This window comes from Legionella stuttgartensis (assembly GCF_977063405.2).
Map to the genome: position 1 here is coordinate 261,924 of NZ_CDRUHA020000110.1, position 21,153 is coordinate 283,076.

Genomic DNA, 21,153 nt, shown 5'->3' on the forward strand with positions numbered 1-21,153 from the left:
CTCAAACTCTGAAAATTATCGGGCACGAATCGCTTTTTGACGACGCTTCTCTTTTGGATCTAAAAGCAAGGGTCTATATATCTCGACCCTATCACCTTCTTGCAATACTTGTTCTAAAGTAACCTGCTTTGCATAAATTCCAACAGACATCCCTCGTGTTTCTGGATGAATATTATATATTCCTGATGCATTAAGCGCATCAAGAACTGTTGCTCCTTGTTTGAGCTCTAAAGTCATATGTTCTGTGGTCTTGTCTAAAGCCACATAAACCAGCTCAACCTTGACCATAAATTGCCTTGGCTCTCTCACAAAATGAATCCACCATCTTATCCGTGACTTGTTCAAATACAGGACCAAGCAGCATGGAAAACATGCGTCCTGCAAATTCAAACTCTAGATCAAAAGAGATTTTGCATCCCTCTTCAACTTCATCAAAGCGCCAAAACCCCTCTAAATGACTGAATGGACCATCAACAAGACGAATTTCTATCATTTTATTAACTTGTAACATGTTGCGTGTGGTAAATGACTTACTCATACCGGCAGCACCAATAACTAAGGTCGCTTGTACTTCATCTTCATCACGATGATGTACCATGCTTTCTGCGCAATAAGGTAGAAATTCCGCATAACGTTCTACTTCATTCACCAATGAAAACATTTGCTCACAGGTATAATTAACCGTACGTGACTTTTTCACTATGGGCATTTATGCTTCTCCCCTAATTTTATTTCTAAACCAAAGACTTAAGTCTTTAATTTCCTCAAAACAAATTGAATGTTCCATAGGATACTTATAATAAGAAATATGTTCATATCCTTTATTCAATAACCAATCTTTACTTGATTCAGTCCATTGAGGCAAAACCAAGGGATCAAATTGTCCTGCTCCCATAAAAAAAGGTGTGCTCTTATCCAACTTTGGTCTGGTATGCGCAGCTAAAGGTAAATAAGCAGATAAAGCAACAACTCCCGCTAAACGAGCTGTTGTATGAAGAGCGGTATGCAATGCCATCGCTCCACCTTGTGAAAATCCTGCTAAAAATATCTGATTGTACGCTAAACCATGGTTTAATTGTTCATCCATGACTTTACGAATCAGCAATTCGGATTGTTCAATTCCCTCTTTATCTTCTCTGTCAATTAGTTTCATGCCCATAATATCATACCAAGCAGGCATGACCATGCCACCATTTAAAGTCACTGGACGCTGGGGGGCATTAATAAATACATGACGTACCGCGAGATCTGCAAGCGTTAACTGATCAACTAAACCCATCATATCGGAAGCATCAGCACCTAAACCATGCATCCAAATAACACATGCTTGTGTTGTTTGAGCCTGTGACTCATTTATAATTACATTCAAAACAAATCCCCTCACAGACAAAAAAGAGAAATTATCGCTAATGCAACAATACAGTGCAAGTTATATGCGATCGATATTTGATAAAAGTCAATTTATTGCAAAATAATATCAACCTGTATTATTTATCAACAAATAAAGAGCCCTGGCTATTCCATTATTAGCCAACATGAATTATAGTTCGCTAGTCTGAATCAAGAAGCGGCAATAGCATGTTTAAGAAAGTAGAATCCAAGTCATTTACCCTTACGATGTTAGGGACAGATACAGAATACACGCCTACTCTAAAAGATAAGAAAAAAACACCTTTGAAAGTCGGAACTATAATACGGAACTTCTACCCGAAGGGAGAAACTTTAAGTATTGTTTCTACGTTGATTAAAACAGAAGAAAAGCCGACGATTGCTCCCAAACAACTTGTTCCTTATCAGTCCTCAGAGGTTGCTGTTGTTAATGGTCCCAAAACAGACGGCGGCAATGTTGGCGAAAAAATTGGAATTGGACTGGGTATCGCTTTAAATGCGCTTGTTCGTGGACAAACAGAACTTAATGAAATTGCGCACAGTAGAGGTGGCGTTGAATCCATTCTGATTGCTCATGAAATAAATGCAATCAAAGAAGCCATTAATTCTTGCGATAATTTTGAGCAGTTAATAAAACTACTCTCATTGCAACAAACCGAGCGCCAACAAGCAAAACAAAAAGATAAACCGTTTAATAATACTCCTGACATTATTAAACCATTACTAACCCAACTGCCTAAAGATAGAGAAGCCCAGGAACTATGGTTTAATTCATTAAAAACGAATATCTCTAACGTATCAATGAATCTTTTTATCATTGATCCGGTTCCTGGAGATTGTTGGCCTGTTACCTGGTACGATCAAAGATTTTTTACTCTTCCACCTGTTGTAAAACATGCGGAATTTGTCTATTACGAAAATGAACGTTCTGATTGGGGCTTTACACCAATCTACCCAGAAGCGTCTACAGCTGATCAAATAATAGTTCGCAACACCCTCCCTGGACATCATGGTACAGGCTCGGCTGGAACTAATGCATCTCAACAAAACATTGTCGTTTCGCCTGAAACAACTAAAGCGACTCACGTGCAAAAATTGATGATTTTTAAGCTACTTAAATTTTTAACCGTACATGGAGTTGAGTTTAATAATGCTCAAGAGATTTTTCGTGAGCCTACAGGTTTAGGTAGAAAAAATATCCCTTTTCTTGAAAACTTAAAAGGGGACATTGATGTAGCAAAACTTGATTTTCAAGCCATATTCCGCAAGCTTTATGATAAAATTTATGCAAATAGAGCGGCCTATGAAGCATTTAATTCCACCCATTATACCCTTATGGGTGTGGCCCCTCAAAGAAAAATGCTTCGAACTGGTCATAAATATGGTCTTTTAACAGAAGTTTTCCCTAAAAATATCGGGTATGTAAATGATGAGCATAGCCTATTAATGAAAGAGTATTTCTTCAAAATATTCCAAGTTAATTCCACGGAAACAAATTTAGCACGCTTGATTGACTCAGCCAAAAAATTGCTCTCTGGAAACATTAAAAAAATAACAAATCTTTCAACTTCTCTTTCATCATCCCTTACTGAGCACTCGATTACATCCACAACGATACTTGACAGTGAAAGTGCGCGCAAAGATGTTTTAGATTCATTTGGGTCATTAATTCAACGAGTAAGCCAACAATACCTGACAGATGACTGGAGTGAAGAGAGTAAGCAACGAGAAAAGCAAGACCTTTTTGTGGCCATCATTGCTACATTTGAAGAGTTTGAAAAATTACTACAAATAAACAATAACACCATTCAAGAATTTGTCCACTCCCTCTATACCTTGAGTTTAAAAGGAATTACACAAACAGTAGGACAACAGCATGCAAACTTGCAAGATGAATTTAACCGTTTGCAAACATCAACCGATACAAATTTGAAATGCTTTTTTAATGCTTTATTAACCCAAATCAATAAAGATGATCGTTATTCAGATGGAGAGATTAATCCGGATATCAAAGAGATCATGGAAAGTCCTAGGTTTGCTGAGTTAGCGAATCATCCAATAAGAATAAAAATAGAATACATCTGCCAGCAACTGGGGGAAAAACTACCTAAAAGCAATACTGAAGAAAGTTTAGTTGACCAACTTACACAACGATTTGAGGAGCAATATAGTATTTCTTTTGATGAGTTTGAAAAACTGTATCATCAAATTGGAGTCTTCACTGATGACATAGCAGCATTAGCTCGGGTACGAGAACTTGCAACTGAGGTGGCTGTTTTCAATACGCATGAGCTGCATCTCCGAAAAAAAGCAGAAGCGTTAATTGATGTTGCGGCGCAAAAATTTTATCGAGACCGCCCTGATGCTTTGCCTGAACTCGCAGAAAAAGGAACGTTCAAGGAGTTAGTAGAACGCCATGCTATTAACAAATATGGAGTAGTTGACAGACTTAAGCTAGAAAAGACTACTTTAGAAGAGGAAAAGGAATCTCTAGTTGCACGCATTGATAAAATACAGAAAAACCTAGAGAAAAAAAATCAACAACTGAAAGAAAATAACACAGCCTTAAGAGCGGAACAACGCAAAAAAACCGAATATCATAAAGCATTGAACGATGAGAAAGAGGCTGAGCATTTATTACTCATTAATAAAAAACTCATTCCATTAACCGAAGAATATTTGGCCTCACTCAAATCTCAATTATCACATAGGCCTAAAGACTTAGAACAAGATGATGAAATAAAAGAAGCCGATGATAAAATAAACGTCAAAATTGAAGAAGTATCTAAACTACTTAATATTTTGCGCAATAAAAAGGAAATTCCTCATCCTAAAGAGAGAGTCCGCCAATTTTACAACTATTTAGATAGAGTAGAAAAGACACTGACCAAACATCGTGATTCGCAATTAAAACGGTATATCAGAAATGTCGTAATTGCAGGAGGAATTCTTTTTGCTGGCCTTGGATTAATTGCACTTGCAGTTTATGCCCATGTAGGCTATTCCTCTGTTAAATCACTTTTATTTTGGCAATCCTCTGGAGACAATGTGGTTTCGGCATTGAATGAATATAGAAAAGAGCTTGATATATCGATTGATGATGTCGATGTCGATGTCGATGTCGATGTCGATGTCGATGATGAAAGAACAGAAAAAGCACTGGAGCTCAACGTTTAAGCGGCAGAACCCGGGGTTTTTATTAAAATTTTCCCGGGTTACTTCAAAAACATTGTATATTGCTTGAATTTTTACTCAAATAAATAGATAGTTATCCTTTAATCGCTAACTTGCTTATTGCTAATGAAACGAATTTGCTTTTTATTTATAGCTTGTCTTGTACTATTCTTATCGGCTTGTGGGCAAAAAGGACCTCTTTATTTGCCACAACCAACAAAAAATGCCACGAAAAGCAACTCTTAACGCGACAGAAAAACTTATGAACATTAAATTTACAAAAATGCATGGCTTAGGCAATGATTTCATTGTGATCGATGGGATCCATCAGAATATTAATCTAAGTACCCAGCAAATCGCGACTATGGCTCACCGAAATACCGGGATTGGCTTTGATCAATGCTTGCTGATTGAATCTAGCCAGCAAGAGGGTATTGACTTTAATTATCGAATTTTTAATGCCGATGGTCAGGAAGTTGGTCAATGCGGTAATGGAGCACGTTGCCTTGCTTTATTTGCTAAATACTACGGTTTAACCGACAAAAATCACTTGACCGTTGCGACCAAAACGACACAGATGAATTTACATATCAATCCAGACTCTAGTGTGAGCGTTGATATGGGAGTTCCTCAATTAGAGCCATCGTCTATTCCGTTTAAAGCGGAGCAACAAGCTATTGAGTACTCTTTAGAACTTCCATCCAAAAAAATGGTCAGCTTCCATGCCTTAAGCGTTGGAAATCCACACGCAGTGTTATTGGTAACCGATACAGAAACAGCACCAGTTGATACTCTGGGAAAACAAATCAGTTTGCATCCGTGTTTTCCTGCTCAAGCCAACGTTGGATTTATGCAAATTATGAGTCCACAGCATATTAACTTACGTGTTTATGAACGCGGCTGTGGAGAAACACAAGCTTGTGGAAGTGGTGCTGTTGCAGCGGCGGCTATTGGTCGTTTATACCATCAATTGGATAAACAAATAAAAGTTACATTACCTGGTGGCGATTTGTTTATTGAATGGCCTGAATTTAATCAGGCCATCACCCTCACTGGTCCGGCCGTTTTTGTTTATGAAGGGAGCTTGTTTTAAAAATAGAGAATTGAATCCTCTTCGTACCCATTTAACTTTTTATACAAAATTAACACAAGTATTGAATTTTATTTACAAAGAGTTATCCTGAAAGAACGACCTCACACTCGCACTGACTCATTAGACTTCCATCGCAACTCGCTGCGGCGAGCATGTATGAGAAGTAATAGAGCGCGTAGAACCGGAGTGTACTGGAGTACATGAGGATTCAAGCACCACATCGACGAAGTAATTTGCCACCACAGTAGGTTTCGAAAGAAAGCTATTTTGGAAACCGGTGCTTGACTAAAAGGAGAGTGCCATGACAGGAAGCAAAATACAAAGTTTTGATTTATTCAAAGCGGCTATGGGGAACTCTGAGTACTTAAAAGAGATCAATAAGGATATAAGAAGCCAAACTCAATTTTTAACTACTCTTGAAGAGGGGCAATTGACCGCCTCAAACATTCTTGAGTCCATCAAAATAGTGCAAAGTCGCACAGTAAAATCCCTTTTAATTATTCACTTGTTAAGTCAAAAAGAATTCCTATCTTGTTTAAGAGGAGATTCATTATTAAATCGATTAACGCAACAAGATCATCATATCCCCTCACGCCTTAACCCCTTGATTCATCAACTTGATTTGACAACGCTCTCAACTCCATTAATTGGCAAATTGGAACCCGAGGCTGCAATAAGTATTCTTTGCTCAGTCCCTCATTTTCATCAATTAACCAAAACGCAGATTGAAGCGTTAATTGAACGATATCCCCTCTATGAGAGACACCGCGTTCTAACCTATTGGCTCAGCCATTTTTCATCCATGCCTAATGCCCATTACGTCTTGGCGCATTTAATGCACATTGCAGGCCCCAATGTCATCGATGAACTAAGCAAAATGGAGTTGAATCAAAAAGAAACAATCCTCATCAATATTATTGAACATTTAGGATTATTTAATAACCTCCCTCTTAAATTTTTAGAGCATGCGAATAAAGAATCTCATTTGATTTTAGCGATGCGTCTATATCTCAACGGCCACTATAATAAGGCATATGCAAGTTATATCAATCAACTAACAAAAAAATTATTAGATAAAAATCATCCTTTTTCACTTGAAGCTATTGAATTACTTTTTTATTTAAATGATAAACTCGCATTTAAGGAATTAGCAAAAAGCACCGCTTTTTTAACTAATCGCTACTTAAGAAATCATGCATTAAACGGAGATGTTTCATTATTTTATCAAAATAAGCGAATCAACACTCAAAGAGTTATGCAAACAGTTTATTTAAATCCACTTATTCCTGGGGTCTCAAAAGAGCAAAAACAATTATTAAATGCCGATGAAAACCCCTTTATAGAAGGATTGATTAAGCATGATAAGTCGATTAATTTTTTTGAGTATTTTTTAATACACTATAAAGGGGACCCTGAGCCCATTACGAAACTAATCAATGACTACATGGAGTTCTTCGCAGGCTCAGAACATTTAAAATCACGAAACCAAGCCATACATCACATTGGGTTTATGTTAAGGCGTCCTGAATTAGATAAAACAATTAAGGAAGTACTATTTACTGCTTTTTTAAATCATCCCATGTTCTTTGACGAACAAATCAGCTATCAATTATTTCTGTTTGATGCAAAGAGGATCGTCCGGTATTTTGGTTTACGTGGAGGGAAGGAAAATTATCAACACGTGATTAATTTATGTACCTTAGCGTTAAAAAATCTTAATTCCGAAAAAAATCAGGAAATCATCCAGGTAGCTCAACAAGGGCTTTCAGAAGCACGACAAGAGTTAATTTGGACCCAAAATCAAGGATTTTTTGCATCTCTCATTAAATGGATTAAACGATGTTGGACTTATGGATGGAGTGGTTTTTTTAAACCAAACCCGCCTGATTATGTTGCTCCTGAGTCATTGGGCCCAGTGGAAAACAATAAAAAAAAAGCTACAAATCCAGCAAAAAAAGCAATTTCAGCTCCAGAACAAGAAAAAGATCTTTTGATTTTGTTAAACAAAATTCGATTGCCATTAACACAGGAAAAATTTGAAGCCATTATTAAAGCATTCGATAGTTATTCGTTACAGATAATGCCTAAAGAAGAGCTCAAAACAAGACAAAAACTCCATAAATTATATCATTACGTAATGATCCATAAAGAACACAACGAAGAGCTTTATCGCTGGTTAAAAGAAAACCAAACTCCATTTATTGTCAATCGATTCCATTTGTTGGAATTAACCTTAAAAGAAAAACAACGTAGTGAGGTGGATTCCTTGCTTGCGGAGGTCAATGACGATTCCGATCACCTCCAATATGTTTCTGATGAATTGGATTGCCCTATGCCAGAACTAATAATCAAATCTCCCCCAAAACCTTCAAAAACAGAGGCATCTTCTGACTTTGTTACGAACGCCTCGAAAGTATTTTCAGAATATGCTTGTGAGGCAACGGGATATGCACAAAGCGCATTCCATTGGGCGGAAAGTTTTTTTTCTAAAATGAAAGAACCAACACAAGAAGAGGAAGATACCTTTGAGGTGGAACATATTGAATCGTTTAAAAATGTAATCAGTAGTAGTGAAACGATTAGGCCTTGAGCTTCCAACGTTTATGCATCCAGTTCCATTGCTCAGGATGAGCCAAAATAATACGTTCTAAAGCTTGGTTGTAAGCCAATGTATTATGGTACAGGGATTCTTGAGCATTTCCATAATCGTTCCAAGGAATAGGATCATAAAATTCTAAAACATGTTTCCCATTGGGTAATCTATAGCCTGCAGCAGGAATTACTGGGACTCCCGTATAACGAGATAACGTTGCTAAACTTCGGTAAGTCCCTGCCTTCGTACCAAAAAATTCTACAGCGATACCATCACGATTCGCTAAAGAAGCATGTTGATCCAGAACAAAAATGACTGCATGGTTTTGCTCTAAAGCAGCGCAAACCTTATCTAGAGAATTTTTTTTAGGAATAACGTTTAAACCGACTTGGTAGTATTGCTTAAACAAACTGCGCTCAATAAATTTGATTGATAAAGTACGACGGATAAAATGAAACTGTCCTTGAAATTCTTTAAAATTTAAAACACCGCCGATTGGTGCAACTTCCCAATTGCCAAAATGCCCTGTTAGAACTAAAACACCTTTTTGTTGTGCGACAACCGCCAGCATGTTTTCGTGACCGCGAACCTCGACCTGATTGCGTAAATCATCTTCTGACATAAAACGCAATTGAATGGCTTCTTTAAAGGATTTAAGCAAATGTGAATAATAGGACATAGCAAGCCGCTTTTTTTGCGCTTGACTTAATTGATCACCGAAAACACGATCGATATTGGCCATAACTATTTGCCGCTTATAGGGTAAAAATTTATGGACGAATCGACCTAACCAGCTCACGGGCAATTCATTAACTTTTTGCTCTAATTTAGTCACAAGCTTTGATCACCAAACACGCATTCATACTGGCAAATCCTCGATTAATCGTTAGTGCATAGGGTTTTCTTTTTAAAGTCTTATGCTCTGAACTTACGAATAAACCATCACAACTGGATGCAATATTTTGCAAATTAGCTATCCCTGGCACACATTTAGATGAAAGTGCATAGGTTGTCATTACTGCGTCAATCAATCCAGAAGCGCATAGAGTATGTCCCATAGACCACTTGAATGCTGTTACTGGAATTTCCTCTTCGGCAAACACATTTTGTATTGCCTGAGATTCACTATAATCTGATTTACTATTACCATTTCCATGTGCAACGATAAATCCTAAATCATTAGAACTTAGTTTTACAAGATCCAAAGTACGCTGCATCAATTCAGTAAGCTTTTGCCCACTTGTATCCAGAGAAAACAGGCCTTCTGCTTCACTAGTAGATAAACCACCGATAATCTCACCATAACCCGTTGCTGAGCGTGCACGCATGCTGGCTTCACTTTCCAATACCAAAGCCGCAGCACCTTCAGCTAAAATTGTGCCGTCATGGCTCTCATCAAAAGGTTTTAAATGTTGATTACTCAATACCCCTAATTGGTCATAATAAAATAGCGCTTGTGGTTCAATACCCATATCATAGGCAACAACGACCGCTCGCTCTGCCTGACCGGTGCGAATAGCATGATATGCTTCCAATAGAGCTTGGGTTCCACCCACAGCATGATTGGTTACATTATGATTAGGGCCTTTAAATTCATAGGTAATCCCTGTATATGCAAGAACATTATTAGGTAATATTCGTAATAACCACATTGGATGGACTGTTTCAAACAAATGCTGCGCAAATTGCTGCATATTGCCGTGGGTTTTTGCTAACAACGGTAAAAAATCATATTGTTGAAAATATTTATTCCCCGGCGAACCCACAAAGACCGCTGTTTGCTCATTAAATGAATTGGGATCTTCAAGAGTATCGCGATAAGCAATCATTTGACTGTGTTCGATTGCTTGTACTGCAGCATTAATTCCCATCACATCCTGACGTGAAATGACTTTCATCAACTTACGGTCCGGTAGCATTTTTGCAGGATTGAACTCTTTTAGTTCCCCTCCCAAACGATGAGACCATTGTGACAAATCCCACTGGGTTATTTCAGCAATGCCACTTTTACCAGAAAGAATTGAATCCCAAGTTGCATCCGCAGTAGCACCTGATGCAGTTAATACACTGCGCCCCGTGATAAATACTCTATTGTCCTGACTCATAAATCTGCTCCTCCAAACTCAGGATGCTTAAACAATAAGCAACTATTGGAGCCACCAAATCCAAAAGAATTGGATAAAACCACGCCCAAAGATCGTTCCCGTGGCCCATCAACCACATAATCCAAATCACATTCTGGATCAGGGTTAGTTAAATTGGCCGTTTTAGGTATCTGTGCCTGTTCTATTGATTTAACGGATAATACAGCCTCAAGTGCCCCTGCCGCAGCAATCAAATGCCCCGTTTGACCTTTAGTCGAACTTACTGGCAAAGTTGCAACAGACTCTCCAAAAACAGCTTTAATCGCATTCGTTTCGCTTAAGTCATTCATTTTGGTTGAGGTGCCATGTGCATTAATGTAATCCACATCGGAAGCCTGTACTCCTGCATCCTGAAGCGCACGCTCAATTGCTTGAATCGCACCATCACCATTTGGATGAGAATCAGTAATTCGATAAGAACTTAAGGAATTCCCCTCGCCAGCCAATTCGGCATAAATGCGAGCACCACGGGCTTTTGCTTTGCTCCATTCTTCAAGAATTAAAAAAGCAGCCCCTTCTCCCAAAACAAAACCATTACGTGTCGCATCAAAAGGTCGACTTGCTGCTTCCGGTGTACTGTTGTACGTTGATAAGGCACCTAATAGGCAAAAACTAGACAATCCCAATGGATTAATCATTGAATCAAATCCGCCAGCCAACATAAAATCGGCTTCACCCCGCCGAATGACTTGCATTGCTAATCCTAATGCTTGGCCACCTGAAGCGCATGCGGTATGAACTGAGGAAGCATAACCTCTAATTCCGTATTGTTGAATCAATAAAGACAATCCTGAGTTTGGTGTCGTTTTACCAAAATCAGATAATTTATAAAATTCTTGTGTGTTATCCAGCAAGCGTCCCCAATCTGCTTCACCATCTTGGGCACAAATTTGTTGAAATCGAGATAGATAATCAAATTCAGCAGTCATCATACCACTGCCTGTAACTACTCCCCACTGGCCTGCTGTTTGTTCGGTAGGCACAATACCAGCATCATCAAAAGCTTGTTGAGCGGCTGCAAGAGCATAGCGGGTAAAATGCACTGAAAAGCGACTACGTTTGGTAATTAATTTGGGATCAAGCGTAAAGTCTTTTACTTCAGCCGCAATATATGTCGGAAAAGCACTGGCATCAAATTGCTTAATTTCAGCAATTCCGGAGTGTCCTGCCAATAAATTAGACCATGTGGACTGTACATCAAGTCCTAAAGGGGAAACTGCACCCAAACCTGTAATAGCCACTCGTCTTTTTTTCACTTTATTTACCCTCTGGGAATAAGTACCACATCTACAACACAAACACGTTTCCCGGCAACCTCGCTGCGGTAGGCCAGGATCAACTCGTCTTCTGTTTGCTTTTTAACTGTTACATTACATTCAAGAACATCGCCGGGATAGACAAATTCATTCATTTTTATTTTGCGAAACTCGCTCACTTGATAATGCGTTGTATATCCTGCGCGCTGAACAAATTCATAAGCTAAATTAAGCTTGCATTCCAATAATACCGTCAAAGGTAATACAGGTTTTTTGGGGAAATGATCTGCAAAATAAGGGGCTGCTCGTGATATTCTTTTTTCAGCGATTAAACTAACCCCTGGTTCACTGGAACGAATTCTATCAAATGTCATGGGCATTACGGATAACTCCGAACCCATTAGCAGATAATCGTCTACCTCGGGCCCACTTTCTTTACTAATAACCGACCAGTCACCAGGGCGGTTAATTTCAGAAAATTGCTGTTTCACTTCATCCAAATTGATAAAATCATCCATAGGCAGCAAAGGGCCTAAAGCGCCGTCAAGACTGAAGACAAGCTCACTACCCACCCGGGCTTCACTATGATATTGCATGACTGAATCATCTATGTGCTCTATAAATGACTCCAGCAATAAAGTCTCCCCGACATATGCCCTCCGATGCATGGAGGCACGTGCGACGATACCAGCCACAGGCCTACGAGTAAATTCTTGCAGCGCCATTACATTCCATGCAGCCAATTGCCCTAGTGTTTCACCGATTAAAGAAGGAATAAAACAAGGCCGCCCTTGTTCATCAACTGTGAGGAACGTATCATTTGAGGTAATATGCTTGATCCCCCGGATTAACTCTCCAGGAGATGACTCTACTATACGATCAACGAATAAGAATCTCATCAGTATTTATTAAACCCTATTTAATCTTTAAAAGTAAACCGAAACTAAGCCCCTGCTCCGGCAGTTTGTTGCTCTTTGATCGCAACAACAACTAATTTACAAAAAGTTTCAATGGTAAATAACAAGGGTATTTCATTGACTTTCATGTTGGGTTTGAATTGATCTGCAGGAACCTCGCTTAAATAGTTTTGCAATGCCTTCAAACCGCGCTCAGAAATAACGCCACCTTTTTCAAATTCGTCTTCCGCCAAATCACCACGTGCATTTTTTTCCAATTGACCACGAGGAATTTTAATTTTGAATTCTTTTTCTAACTGGAAAACCAAATCAAGAAAATCAATAGATTCAGCGCCTAGATCTGCTATCAATCGACTGTTAAGAGATACTTCTTCTGCATCAATTACTAACACATCAGCAACAATTTCCCTAACCTTAGGATAAACGTCTGCTACATTCATATTTTGTTCCTCAGAGATCAGCTAATTTAAAAAGCCCGGAATTATACCATATATTTTTTTAAAGACACAAAATTAAAGTGATGAGGTATTAGCCAACCTGACTATACCCTGCATCAACAAATAAAGTATGCGCATTAATCATAGCCGCTTCCGGCAAGCATAAGAGATAAATTGCATTGGCGACATCTTGTGTTGTCAATGGTCTATCGGTCAAAGAGTGAGCTTGATATTCATCAAGTAATTGTTCTCTGTTAGGAAAATGCTTTAATGCGTCTGTATCAACTACTCCAGCAGAAACAGTATTCACAGTAATCCCATCAGCAGCTAACTCAAGACTCAAAGAGCGAACTAATGCTTCAAGAGCCGCTTTAGAAGCACCGATAAAGGCATAATTAGGAATTGCTCGAGATGCGCCAAGACTGGATAAAGCAATAATGCGACCTCCTTTGGGCATTAATGAACGAGCCTCTGTCGCTAAATGATTTAATGCCAAGGCATTCGTTTCTAAACACCAACGCCAATGTTTCGTTGACATCTTAAGTGCCGACTTTAAAACACCACTGGCCGCGTTACTAATTAAGAAATCAAGTCGATTAAAGTGTTCTCGGAATTGAGCAAACATTTCTTTCACAGACTGATGGTCGGCCACATTAGCTTGAAGGGCAATTGCCTTGCGCCCCATAGCATGAATTTCTTTAACTAAAGCTTGGGCTTCATCAGAGCTGTTGTAATAAACTATAGCAATATCACATCCTGCCTGTGCTAACTTTAATGCAGTCGCCTTACCGATACCTCGTGCACCGCCAGTAATCAATCCAACTTTATCTGCAAAAACCAAACTCATGGAATATTCCTCATCAACTTCAATTTATTAAAAATAAAAGCAACTGTTGATAAAACAATGGTACCACTTAAGAAATCATGTCCATGTAGAGGCTGGGTGAACACGAAGCGACCCGGGAATTTGTTCCCTACAAAAACCCAGGTTCCGCTTCGCTCCGCCTAGGCTACGATTTCAAGATACCAAGCGCTCATATATCGACACCCTTGGAAGAACAGTTACAAAAAAACTACATTTTCATTTTTATTTATCGATAAAGCAATGATTAGATCATTAAATTTTTAAATATCTTGTTTCTAGAGGGCTAACTTTGTACTATCGGCACACGATTAAGTTAAACATATAATAATGAATGAAGCATTCTTGGTTTAAAACTGTATTTCCTATAGCTGCAATTTTTTCTTTTCGCATGCTTGGTTTGTTTTTACTCATTCCTGTATTTAGTATTTATGCAGAAAATTTGCAAAACGCGACTCCTGCATTGGTAGGTTTCGCGCTTGGAGTTTATGGGTTGGCTCAAGGCGTCCTTCAAATGCCTTTTGGTATGCTTTCTGATAAAATAGGTAGAAAACCCATGATTACTTTGGGCTTACTCCTTTTTGCTTGTGGAAGCTTACTTGGCGCTATGACGGATTCTATTTATGGAATGATCCTCGCCAGAACATTACAAGGTACTGGGGCAATTGGAAGCGTTTTAATCGCATTACTTGCTGATCTTACCCCTGATGAGCAACGCACTAAAGCAATGGCTGTCATTGGTATGACCATCGGCACATCTTTTAGTCTGGCTATGGTTGTGAGCCCAGCTATTACGCATCATTTCGGCCTAGCCGGTATTTTTTACCTCACTACGTTATTAGCAATAACCGGAATCATTTTGCTTCATTTGGTCATTCCTAAACCGGTAAGTGAACGTTTTCATATTGACAGTGAAACAAATCCCGCTTTATTGAAACAAGTTGTTTCTAACATGCAACTACAACGGCTTAATGTAGGCATTTTCTGCCAACACTTTATTCTAACAGCAACTTTTTTTGCCATCCCCTATATCTTAAGAAAGCAAGTAGAACTAGGGCATTTATCCCAACAATGGCATTTTTACCTGCCACTTATGCTTATATCATTTATACTGATGATCCCCTTTATTGTGCTTGCAGAAAAGAAAAGGCGCATGAAAAGCGTTTTTGTTTCCTCAGTTCTTACAATGACCGTGGCACAATTATTATTGGCCTATACGTTTCAAAATTGGTTTAGTTTGTGCACCCTCATGTTAATTTACTTTGTTGCTTTTAATATCCTCGAAGCAGCATTACCTTCTCTTGTATCGAAACAGGCAAATCCCAACAGTAAAGGGACAGCCATGGGTATTTATTCAACCAGTCAATTTTTAGGTCTTTTTATTGGTGGCGCACTATCTGGTGTGTTGTATCAGTGGAACAGTAGCGAAGGGATCTTTATTACTAATGCCATTATGGGTGTTTTTTGGTTAATTACTTCAATTTCAATGAATTCAAACGTCTCTGTTGCAACACTTATTTTACCCTATCCATGGTCCGAGAAAAAAGAGAACATTATTGCTCAACTATTAAGTATTAAAGGAGTGATTGAAGTCGCACTTGCAGAAAAAGAGCAGGTTGTCTATTTGCGCGTTAATAGAGAGAACTACCCCGAAGGAAGTGCAGAAAAAATTCTATCAACTCTATCCTCCTGAAAAGGGAAATTTTTATAACAGCGTCAATAATATCAAAGGATCTTTGACGAATAATGTGATGAATCGCACTTTTATGGCATTCACTTTAAATTATTTTATTTTTTTGATTTTCTGAAATTTCAGATTTTTCAGGAGCAATTCCTAATTCCTTTAAATAAAGCTTAAGAATTTCCTTATTAATATTAAATTCAAGTTTCACACTCTTACCAGTAAATTTTGTCGAACCCACCATATAACTTTTTATATTGCGAGGTAAAAGAGATAATAACTCATCAATAATATTATCTTGATTCTTTGATAATAATTTATCAGACTGTATTATTCTGACAAATTTTTTAGCCAACTCTTTTAGAATAGGGTGCGAATACTCAGGATATTCTACTTTTTTGTGTTGTAGCGGCCTGCCAAAGAATCGTGCTGATAATAGACAAGAAGACGGAGCGCTTACTGATGTTTGTTCATTTAGCCCATGTCTAAACATTTTAGCCTTTCCTACAAGACAAGTTAAGTTAAAGTCAAAGACATCATTGCTCATGTGGAGTACTTTAACAGCTCCCTTCGCTCCCGCAAACAAGCTCTGCGCCTCTATTCCGGGGACAGTTAGACTCACCTTTGAATAATACTCGATCTCCATCTTTTGGAGTGCTTCACCTAATTGTTTACGAAATTGCTCCGCCATACAGCGAGACTTATTCTCTAGTCGGTATTCATCACAAAAGAATAGCTTAATGACGTTTTTATCACTAAAGTTTGGTATCACCAAATCAGTTATAAAATTCTTTGCAACGCTCTCTATCGTAAGTTCTCGATAAGTATCATCATCAACTGTTTGGTTACATACTATGAGTTGAGACGTATCCATACCATGGCTTAAAATATAAATGTGACATTCCCCATTTTGCAAAGCCTTATGAATATTGTCTTGGTTGGTGACTTTATCGCTATCGTGATAAATAATGAATACTTCTTTATTCTTCTTTTTAGAGCGCTCATACCAAACCTTGGCTTTCCTTTGCAAATCATATAAAGCATCCTCAAATGAAAATGGTATGTATAATATATTCATTAGATAAGCATCAAGATCAAATATGAAGCATATTATAGCCAGTAATTATTTACATCGCACTAAACATTTAGTTCCTGAGTTGAGCAAATTGCCATAAATCACCTGTTGCCTTCTATATGATGAAATCGATAAAAAGTCGCAGTTCATCAACATTAATCACACTTACTTTGGGTTTATCATACGCTCAGCAGGAACAAGACTCACTGAGTCCTTATCACTTATATGAGAAAAAATACTTGGTTTTCTTTGGGCTTCTTTTTCTTCACAATACCTTTTAATCACTGTAAATTTATCTGTATCATTCAATAGATTGTAATGAACTAAATAATCCAGTAATCGGATAACATCCTTAATAGATATTTTTCCTTTATCTTTTCGTTCAAAATGATAATGACCTTCATCACTATAATCTGGATTAATTCCTTCGTGGTACTTCAGTTTATTAGTTTCTTCTGTATCATGGTCAACTACATATGTAAAAACAGAATGTTCATCTTTATCAAGTTCAATAACCAATTCCATTAAATTCAGTAATTCATTAAATCCATTGTAATAAATTGTTATATTATCTTTTTTAAAAACAATACATTTTATATTCTTGAAAAGTTGGATAACTATATTCATCACATTATTATGATTTTTATTGGTCAATTTGTTTATTTTATCACACGCCACTGGCTCTAGGGCCAGGTCTTGTCGTTTTCATTCCTAAAATTTAAATTCAATGAATAGGATCAAAAATAAATTTGGATTGTCTAATTTGAGTTATCTTTATTGATAACTCAAATTAGGTATGCATTTAATTATTGACGAATCAATCGCAAATTTTTATCGATAAAGGGAGTCTTTTCTGTAGAACGGTATGGATTGATATCCAAGCCTCCCCGTCTGGTATAACGACCATATACAGTTAACTGTTCTGGTTTGCAGTAGTTCATAATATCAACAAATATCCGTTCAATACATTGCTCATGAAACTCATTATGATTTCGGAATGATACAAGATATTTCAATAAGCCTTCACGGTTAATTTTCTTTCCTTTATAAGCAATTTGTACACTTCCCCAATCAGGCTGGTTAGTGACCAGGCAATTTGATTTCAATAGATTGGAGTATAAGGTTTCTTCCAGTAGTTCATCACCTGTAAAAAGAAACGAAGGTTCAACAAGATACACAGAACATTCTATATCAAGATGATCGAGTGACTCCCCTGTAAAAGATGGTTGTATCGCAAACTGATTGGCTGCTTCTAAAGGATGAACCTTCACCCAAACTTCTGCACCAACACGTTCTTGCAAGTCTTTTTTAATCGTATGCTCCAAGTCATCGACATTTTGTATTCGCGTGTTGTTGAACGAATTAAAATAAAGTTTTAATGATTTTGATTCGATTAAGTTAGGTGAGCTGCAGTCATAAAATAATTCAGCAATTGCGACCATAGGTTTACCCTTCGCATTAAGCCAGGAAACTTCATAATGATTCCAGCAATCAAAGCCATAAAAAGGTAATTGCATGGGATCAACGCCGATTTCCTGTCGCTTCCCCGCTCTCGGAATTGGGAATAATCGATCCGGATTATACGTATCATCATAGGCAGACTTTTTACCTAATTCGGATTTTTCAGCTTCAGTTTTATATTTCTGCAGAACTTGATCATTCATTGTATTTAACTCCAATATTTCTATAATTTTTGCAGTACTTTTCCAATTCACTGGTTGCTTCATTTCCATTTGACTGGAAATGTAAGTAAGCAAAGAAGCCGCCTCATTAATCCGATTTGCTTTCTCAGTTAATTCACGTGCTTGTATGCTAATGGATGCCATCACATCAAAATTTGGACTTTCTATAATCTTTTTGATTGTCGACAAAGAAAAACCCAAAAACTTTAAAGTAGTGATCTGTTGTAATCTTATTAAATCCATTTCAGAATAAAGACGATAGCCACTATCAGAACGTTTTGTTGGTTTCAATAAACCGATTTCATCATAATACTGTAATGACCTAATTGTTAATGAGGTCATTTGGCTAATCTCTTTAATTTGGTAATATTTCATTCAACTTTCTCCTGGAGAGCTGATTCTAAACTATCACGTAACGTGAGAGTCAATACTGAAAATGAAAGAAAATACACAGGGATTATACACTATGCCTAAAATTGATTTTAATTGGCTAAAATACATTACTGAAATTCAAGCAATTGCTCAAAATGGGCTATGTTACTCAAATAATGAGTTTGATAAAGAACGCTACCTAAGACTTCGGGAGATTGCGTTTGAGTTTATGGCAAACTATTCGGATACACCACTTAAAGAGATAAAGCAGATTTTTTCATTAGAAAAAGGATATGCAACACCTAAAATAGATGTTCGTGCTTTTGTTTTAAAAAATAATAAAGTCTTATTAGTTAAGGAACGCTCTGATGAACTCTGGACCTTACCTGGTGGATGGGCGGAAACAAATGAATCTGCCTCAGAATCAGTAATAAGAGAGGCTAAAGAAGAAACTGGATTTGATGTTTCAGTAATCCGACTACTTGCATTATGGGATAAACAAAAACATGATCATCCACTACAATGGCCCCATACTTATAAATGTTTCTTTCATTGCGACATTTTGTCGGGAACAGCAACAGAAAATCTAGAAATTTCTGAAATTGATTTTTTTGACATAACCAGCTTACCGCCACTTTCAACGCATCGGGTGACCCAAAAACAAATTACGCGTCTGTATGAACTTGTTTCCAGTTCGGACAAAACTCTTTTTGATTAACCTGCTTGACTCTAACCTTACGTCATACATTAGCCTTGGTAACAAGGAGGAAAAACGATGAAACAATGGTATGCAAAAGAGTTTAGCCAACTTACACAAATTTCAGTAAGGACGCTACATCACTATGACAAAATTGGTTTACTTAAACCCAGTTTACGTCTAAGCAATCGTTATCGTTTGTACTCTGAACAAGACTTATTAAAGCTGCAACAGATTATTGCGCTGAAATTTTTTGGTTTTGAATTAGCGCAAATCAAACAATTACTTGCCCACAATACAGAGGTGCTAGAGCACTTCAGCCTACAAGCAAAGTTTTTGCAAGAAAAAGCAGAAACACTCATGCAAGCAAGTAGTATTCTAAAGCAAGTAACTGAAAACTGTGGCCGAGAAAAGTCTATTCCTTGGGAACAAATAATACAGCTAATAGAGGTTTATCGTATGACACAACAACTTGAAAGTTCTTGGATTAAAGAAGTATTTAATCCCAAAGAGTTAGAGCAATATGCGCAATTTGAAGCAAATCTGCAATCTCGTTTTAACGAAAAAGAAAAGAAACAGTTTGAGGATAATTGGTTTAATTTGGTAAACGAAATTCAGAATAATTTACATAATGCTCCTCAATCAACAATTGGTATTTCCTTAGCAAAACAATGCATGACTTTAATCAATAATCTATATGGTAAGGAGCATGCACATCTGCGAACCACCAAATGGGAAAAAGGTTTTAAGGAAGGAAAAGGTCTTGAAGATCATGGACTAACAACCGAAATTGTGGACTGGCTCGATCGTGCTATAGATGCATATTGGTTTGAATGCATTCATGAAGTACTCGCAAAAGCGAATAAAATGCACTTTGCTGAATCAATAACCGCTTGGAATGAACTCATGGAAAACATCTGTGGAAATTCAAGTGAGTTAAGAACAGCTGTTTACGATAAGATAATGCATGATGAACACGTGAGTAGCGAAGCAAAAGATTGGCTTAAAAAAATTTCCGAATTATAAGCTAATAACAAGCATACGAGATGGGTATGCTTGTTCCTTTTTCTAGCGAATTTCTATTGCAACTCATCCGTGCAAGGGATATATAAATTAGGTATACTCTTCTCCTAACTTTCGCATACAGGAGATCAGAAATGGCACGAGGTATAAATAAAGTCATCCTCATTGGTAATGTGGGTGTTGACCCTGACGTACGTTATTTACCAAATGGAAATGCTGTAACCACACTATCAATTGCCACTAGTGAGGCGTGGAAAGATAAAGTGTCCGGTGAAAAGCAAGAACGAACTGAATGGCACCGTGTAGTATGTTTTAACCGCTTAGGAGAGATAGCCGGCGAATATGTGCGCAAAGGCTCTAAGCTCTACATCGAAGGCAGTTTAAGAACCAGAAAATGGCAGGATCAGCAGGGCCAAGATAGATACACTACTGAGATTGTAGCAAATGACATTCAAATGCTAGACAGTAAAGGAACGGCCTCATCAAGTTTCGATGAGATACCGCAAGCTCAATTTGCACCAAGCAATCAAAATTCTGGCAGACAACAATCTCCACAAGTACCACAAGATGCTTTTGATCAGTTGGATGATGATGTTCCATTCTAAACATGTAAATATACGTTGTTTCAACTAATTGTAGCCTGGGTGCAGCGAAGCGAAACCCAGGAATACTATTCTCGCCAAATACTTCTCCTCCGTACCGAAACTACATGGAATTCACTATACTAAACAATCATTTCTTCCAATAGTACAAAATAA

Annotated in this window: 20 protein-coding genes and 1 pseudogene; 8 read left to right on the top strand and 13 right to left on the bottom strand. The window is 37.6% G+C overall.

Annotated elements, in window-relative coordinates; all coding sequences use genetic code 11:
- Positions 1-15 precede the first annotated feature (15 nt).
- The 3 genes from ACWTEW_RS37275 to ACWTEW_RS37285 are packed head-to-tail and all read right to left on the bottom strand — an operon-like array spanning position 16 to position 1,369.
- Positions 16-288 (bottom strand): RnfH family protein, encoded by a 273-nt coding sequence (locus tag ACWTEW_RS37275; RefSeq protein ID WP_454783035.1) that lies wholly within the window; start codon positions 286-288, stop codon positions 16-18.
- Positions 275-709: a type II toxin-antitoxin system RatA family toxin gene (locus ACWTEW_RS37280; protein WP_454783036.1), complete on the bottom strand. Its 435-nt coding sequence runs from the start codon at positions 707-709 to the stop codon at positions 275-277. Before ACWTEW_RS37280 ends, ACWTEW_RS37275 begins: the two co-directional genes overlap by 14 nt.
- Positions 710-1,369: an alpha/beta hydrolase gene (locus tag ACWTEW_RS37285; RefSeq protein ID WP_454783037.1), complete on the bottom strand. Its 660-nt coding sequence runs from the start codon at positions 1,367-1,369 to the stop codon at positions 710-712.
- Positions 1,370-1,578: 209 nt separating this feature from the next.
- Between ACWTEW_RS37285 and ACWTEW_RS37290 the strand changes: the two genes are divergently transcribed.
- The 4 genes from ACWTEW_RS37290 (at position 1,579) to ACWTEW_RS37305 (ending at position 8,246) form a co-directional block, all read left to right on the top strand.
- Entirely contained in the window at positions 1,579-4,566 is a 2,988-nt protein-coding gene (locus ACWTEW_RS37290) for a hypothetical protein (RefSeq protein ID WP_454783038.1), read from the top strand.
- A 123-nt stretch (positions 4,567-4,689) separates the two neighbouring features.
- Positions 4,690-4,809, top strand: a complete 120-nt coding sequence (gene lptM / locus ACWTEW_RS37295; RefSeq protein WP_454783039.1) for an LPS translocon maturation chaperone LptM — start codon at positions 4,690-4,692, stop codon at positions 4,807-4,809.
- A 16-nt stretch (positions 4,810-4,825) separates the two neighbouring features.
- A complete protein-coding gene (gene dapF, locus ACWTEW_RS37300) occupies positions 4,826-5,656 on the top strand; it encodes a diaminopimelate epimerase (RefSeq protein WP_454783040.1) in 831 nt (276 codons plus the stop codon).
- Between the two features lie 301 nt (positions 5,657-5,957).
- Positions 5,958-8,246 carry a hypothetical protein gene (locus tag ACWTEW_RS37305; RefSeq protein ID WP_454783041.1) on the top strand — a complete coding sequence of 763 codons (2,289 nt, stop codon included), beginning with the start codon at positions 5,958-5,960 and terminating at the stop codon, positions 8,244-8,246.
- On the opposite strand, the gene ACWTEW_RS37310 is transcribed toward ACWTEW_RS37305, so the two are convergent.
- From ACWTEW_RS37310 to fabL, 6 genes are all read right to left on the bottom strand, one after another.
- Complete coding sequence (locus ACWTEW_RS37310; RefSeq protein ID WP_454783042.1) at positions 8,236-9,084, bottom strand: lysophospholipid acyltransferase family protein; 849 nt, start codon at positions 9,082-9,084, stop codon at positions 8,236-8,238. The two genes, ACWTEW_RS37305 and ACWTEW_RS37310, sit on opposite strands and share 11 nt — an antisense overlap.
- A complete protein-coding gene (locus tag ACWTEW_RS37315) occupies positions 9,077-10,354 on the bottom strand; it encodes a beta-ketoacyl-[acyl-carrier-protein] synthase family protein (RefSeq protein WP_454783043.1) in 1,278 nt (425 codons plus the stop codon). The genes ACWTEW_RS37310 and ACWTEW_RS37315 overlap by 8 nt, the downstream gene beginning before the upstream one ends.
- Complete coding sequence (locus ACWTEW_RS37320; protein ID WP_454783044.1) at positions 10,351-11,649, bottom strand: beta-ketoacyl-[acyl-carrier-protein] synthase family protein; 1,299 nt, start codon at positions 11,647-11,649, stop codon at positions 10,351-10,353. The genes ACWTEW_RS37315 and ACWTEW_RS37320 overlap by 4 nt, the downstream gene beginning before the upstream one ends.
- A 5-nt stretch (positions 11,650-11,654) precedes the next feature.
- Entirely contained in the window at positions 11,655-12,548 is an 894-nt protein-coding gene (locus tag ACWTEW_RS37325; RefSeq protein ID WP_454783045.1) for an ApeI family dehydratase, read from the bottom strand.
- A gap of 44 nt (positions 12,549-12,592) precedes the next feature.
- Complete coding sequence (locus tag ACWTEW_RS37330) at positions 12,593-13,006, bottom strand: acyl carrier protein (RefSeq protein ID WP_454783046.1); 414 nt, start codon at positions 13,004-13,006, stop codon at positions 12,593-12,595.
- An 88-nt stretch (positions 13,007-13,094) separates the two neighbouring features.
- Positions 13,095-13,850: an enoyl-[acyl-carrier-protein] reductase FabL gene (gene fabL, locus ACWTEW_RS37335; RefSeq protein WP_454783047.1), complete on the bottom strand. Its 756-nt coding sequence runs from the start codon at positions 13,848-13,850 to the stop codon at positions 13,095-13,097.
- Between the two features lie 349 nt (positions 13,851-14,199).
- Between fabL and ACWTEW_RS37340 the strand changes: the two genes are divergently transcribed.
- A complete protein-coding gene (locus tag ACWTEW_RS37340; protein WP_454783048.1) occupies positions 14,200-15,558 on the top strand; it encodes an MFS transporter in 1,359 nt (452 codons plus the stop codon).
- 85 nt (positions 15,559-15,643) lie between these two features.
- On the opposite strand, the gene ACWTEW_RS37345 is transcribed toward ACWTEW_RS37340, so the two are convergent.
- The 4 genes and pseudogenes from ACWTEW_RS37345 to ACWTEW_RS37360 all read right to left on the bottom strand — a co-directional run.
- On the bottom strand, positions 15,644-16,624 hold the full coding sequence (locus ACWTEW_RS37345; protein ID WP_454783049.1) for a hypothetical protein: 981 nt from the start codon (positions 16,622-16,624) through the stop codon (positions 15,644-15,646).
- Between the two features lie 162 nt (positions 16,625-16,786).
- A complete protein-coding gene (locus ACWTEW_RS37350; protein ID WP_454783050.1) occupies positions 16,787-17,248 on the bottom strand; it encodes a hypothetical protein in 462 nt (153 codons plus the stop codon).
- A gap of 179 nt (positions 17,249-17,427) precedes the next feature.
- Positions 17,428-18,285, bottom strand: a complete 858-nt coding sequence (gene queF, locus ACWTEW_RS37355) for an NADPH-dependent 7-cyano-7-deazaguanine reductase QueF (RefSeq protein WP_454783075.1) — start codon at positions 18,283-18,285, stop codon at positions 17,428-17,430.
- A 240-nt stretch (positions 18,286-18,525) separates the two neighbouring features.
- A pseudogene (locus ACWTEW_RS37360) lies at positions 18,526-18,678 on the bottom strand (MerR family DNA-binding transcriptional regulator); the annotation flags it as partial.
- Between the two features lie 91 nt (positions 18,679-18,769).
- Between ACWTEW_RS37360 and ACWTEW_RS37365 the strand changes: the two are divergent.
- The 3 genes from ACWTEW_RS37365 (at position 18,770) to ssb (ending at position 21,000) form a co-directional block, all read left to right on the top strand.
- Complete coding sequence (locus ACWTEW_RS37365) at positions 18,770-19,393, top strand: NUDIX hydrolase (protein WP_454783051.1); 624 nt, start codon at positions 18,770-18,772, stop codon at positions 19,391-19,393.
- Positions 19,394-19,450: 57 nt separating this feature from the next.
- Positions 19,451-20,398, top strand: coding sequence for a MerR family transcriptional regulator (locus ACWTEW_RS37370; RefSeq protein WP_454783052.1), 948 nt, complete (start codon positions 19,451-19,453; stop codon positions 20,396-20,398).
- Positions 20,399-20,529: 131 nt separating this feature from the next.
- Positions 20,530-21,000 (top strand): single-stranded DNA-binding protein, encoded by a 471-nt coding sequence (ssb, locus tag ACWTEW_RS37375; RefSeq protein ID WP_182391646.1) that lies wholly within the window; start codon positions 20,530-20,532, stop codon positions 20,998-21,000.
- Positions 21,001-21,153 lie beyond the last annotated feature (153 nt).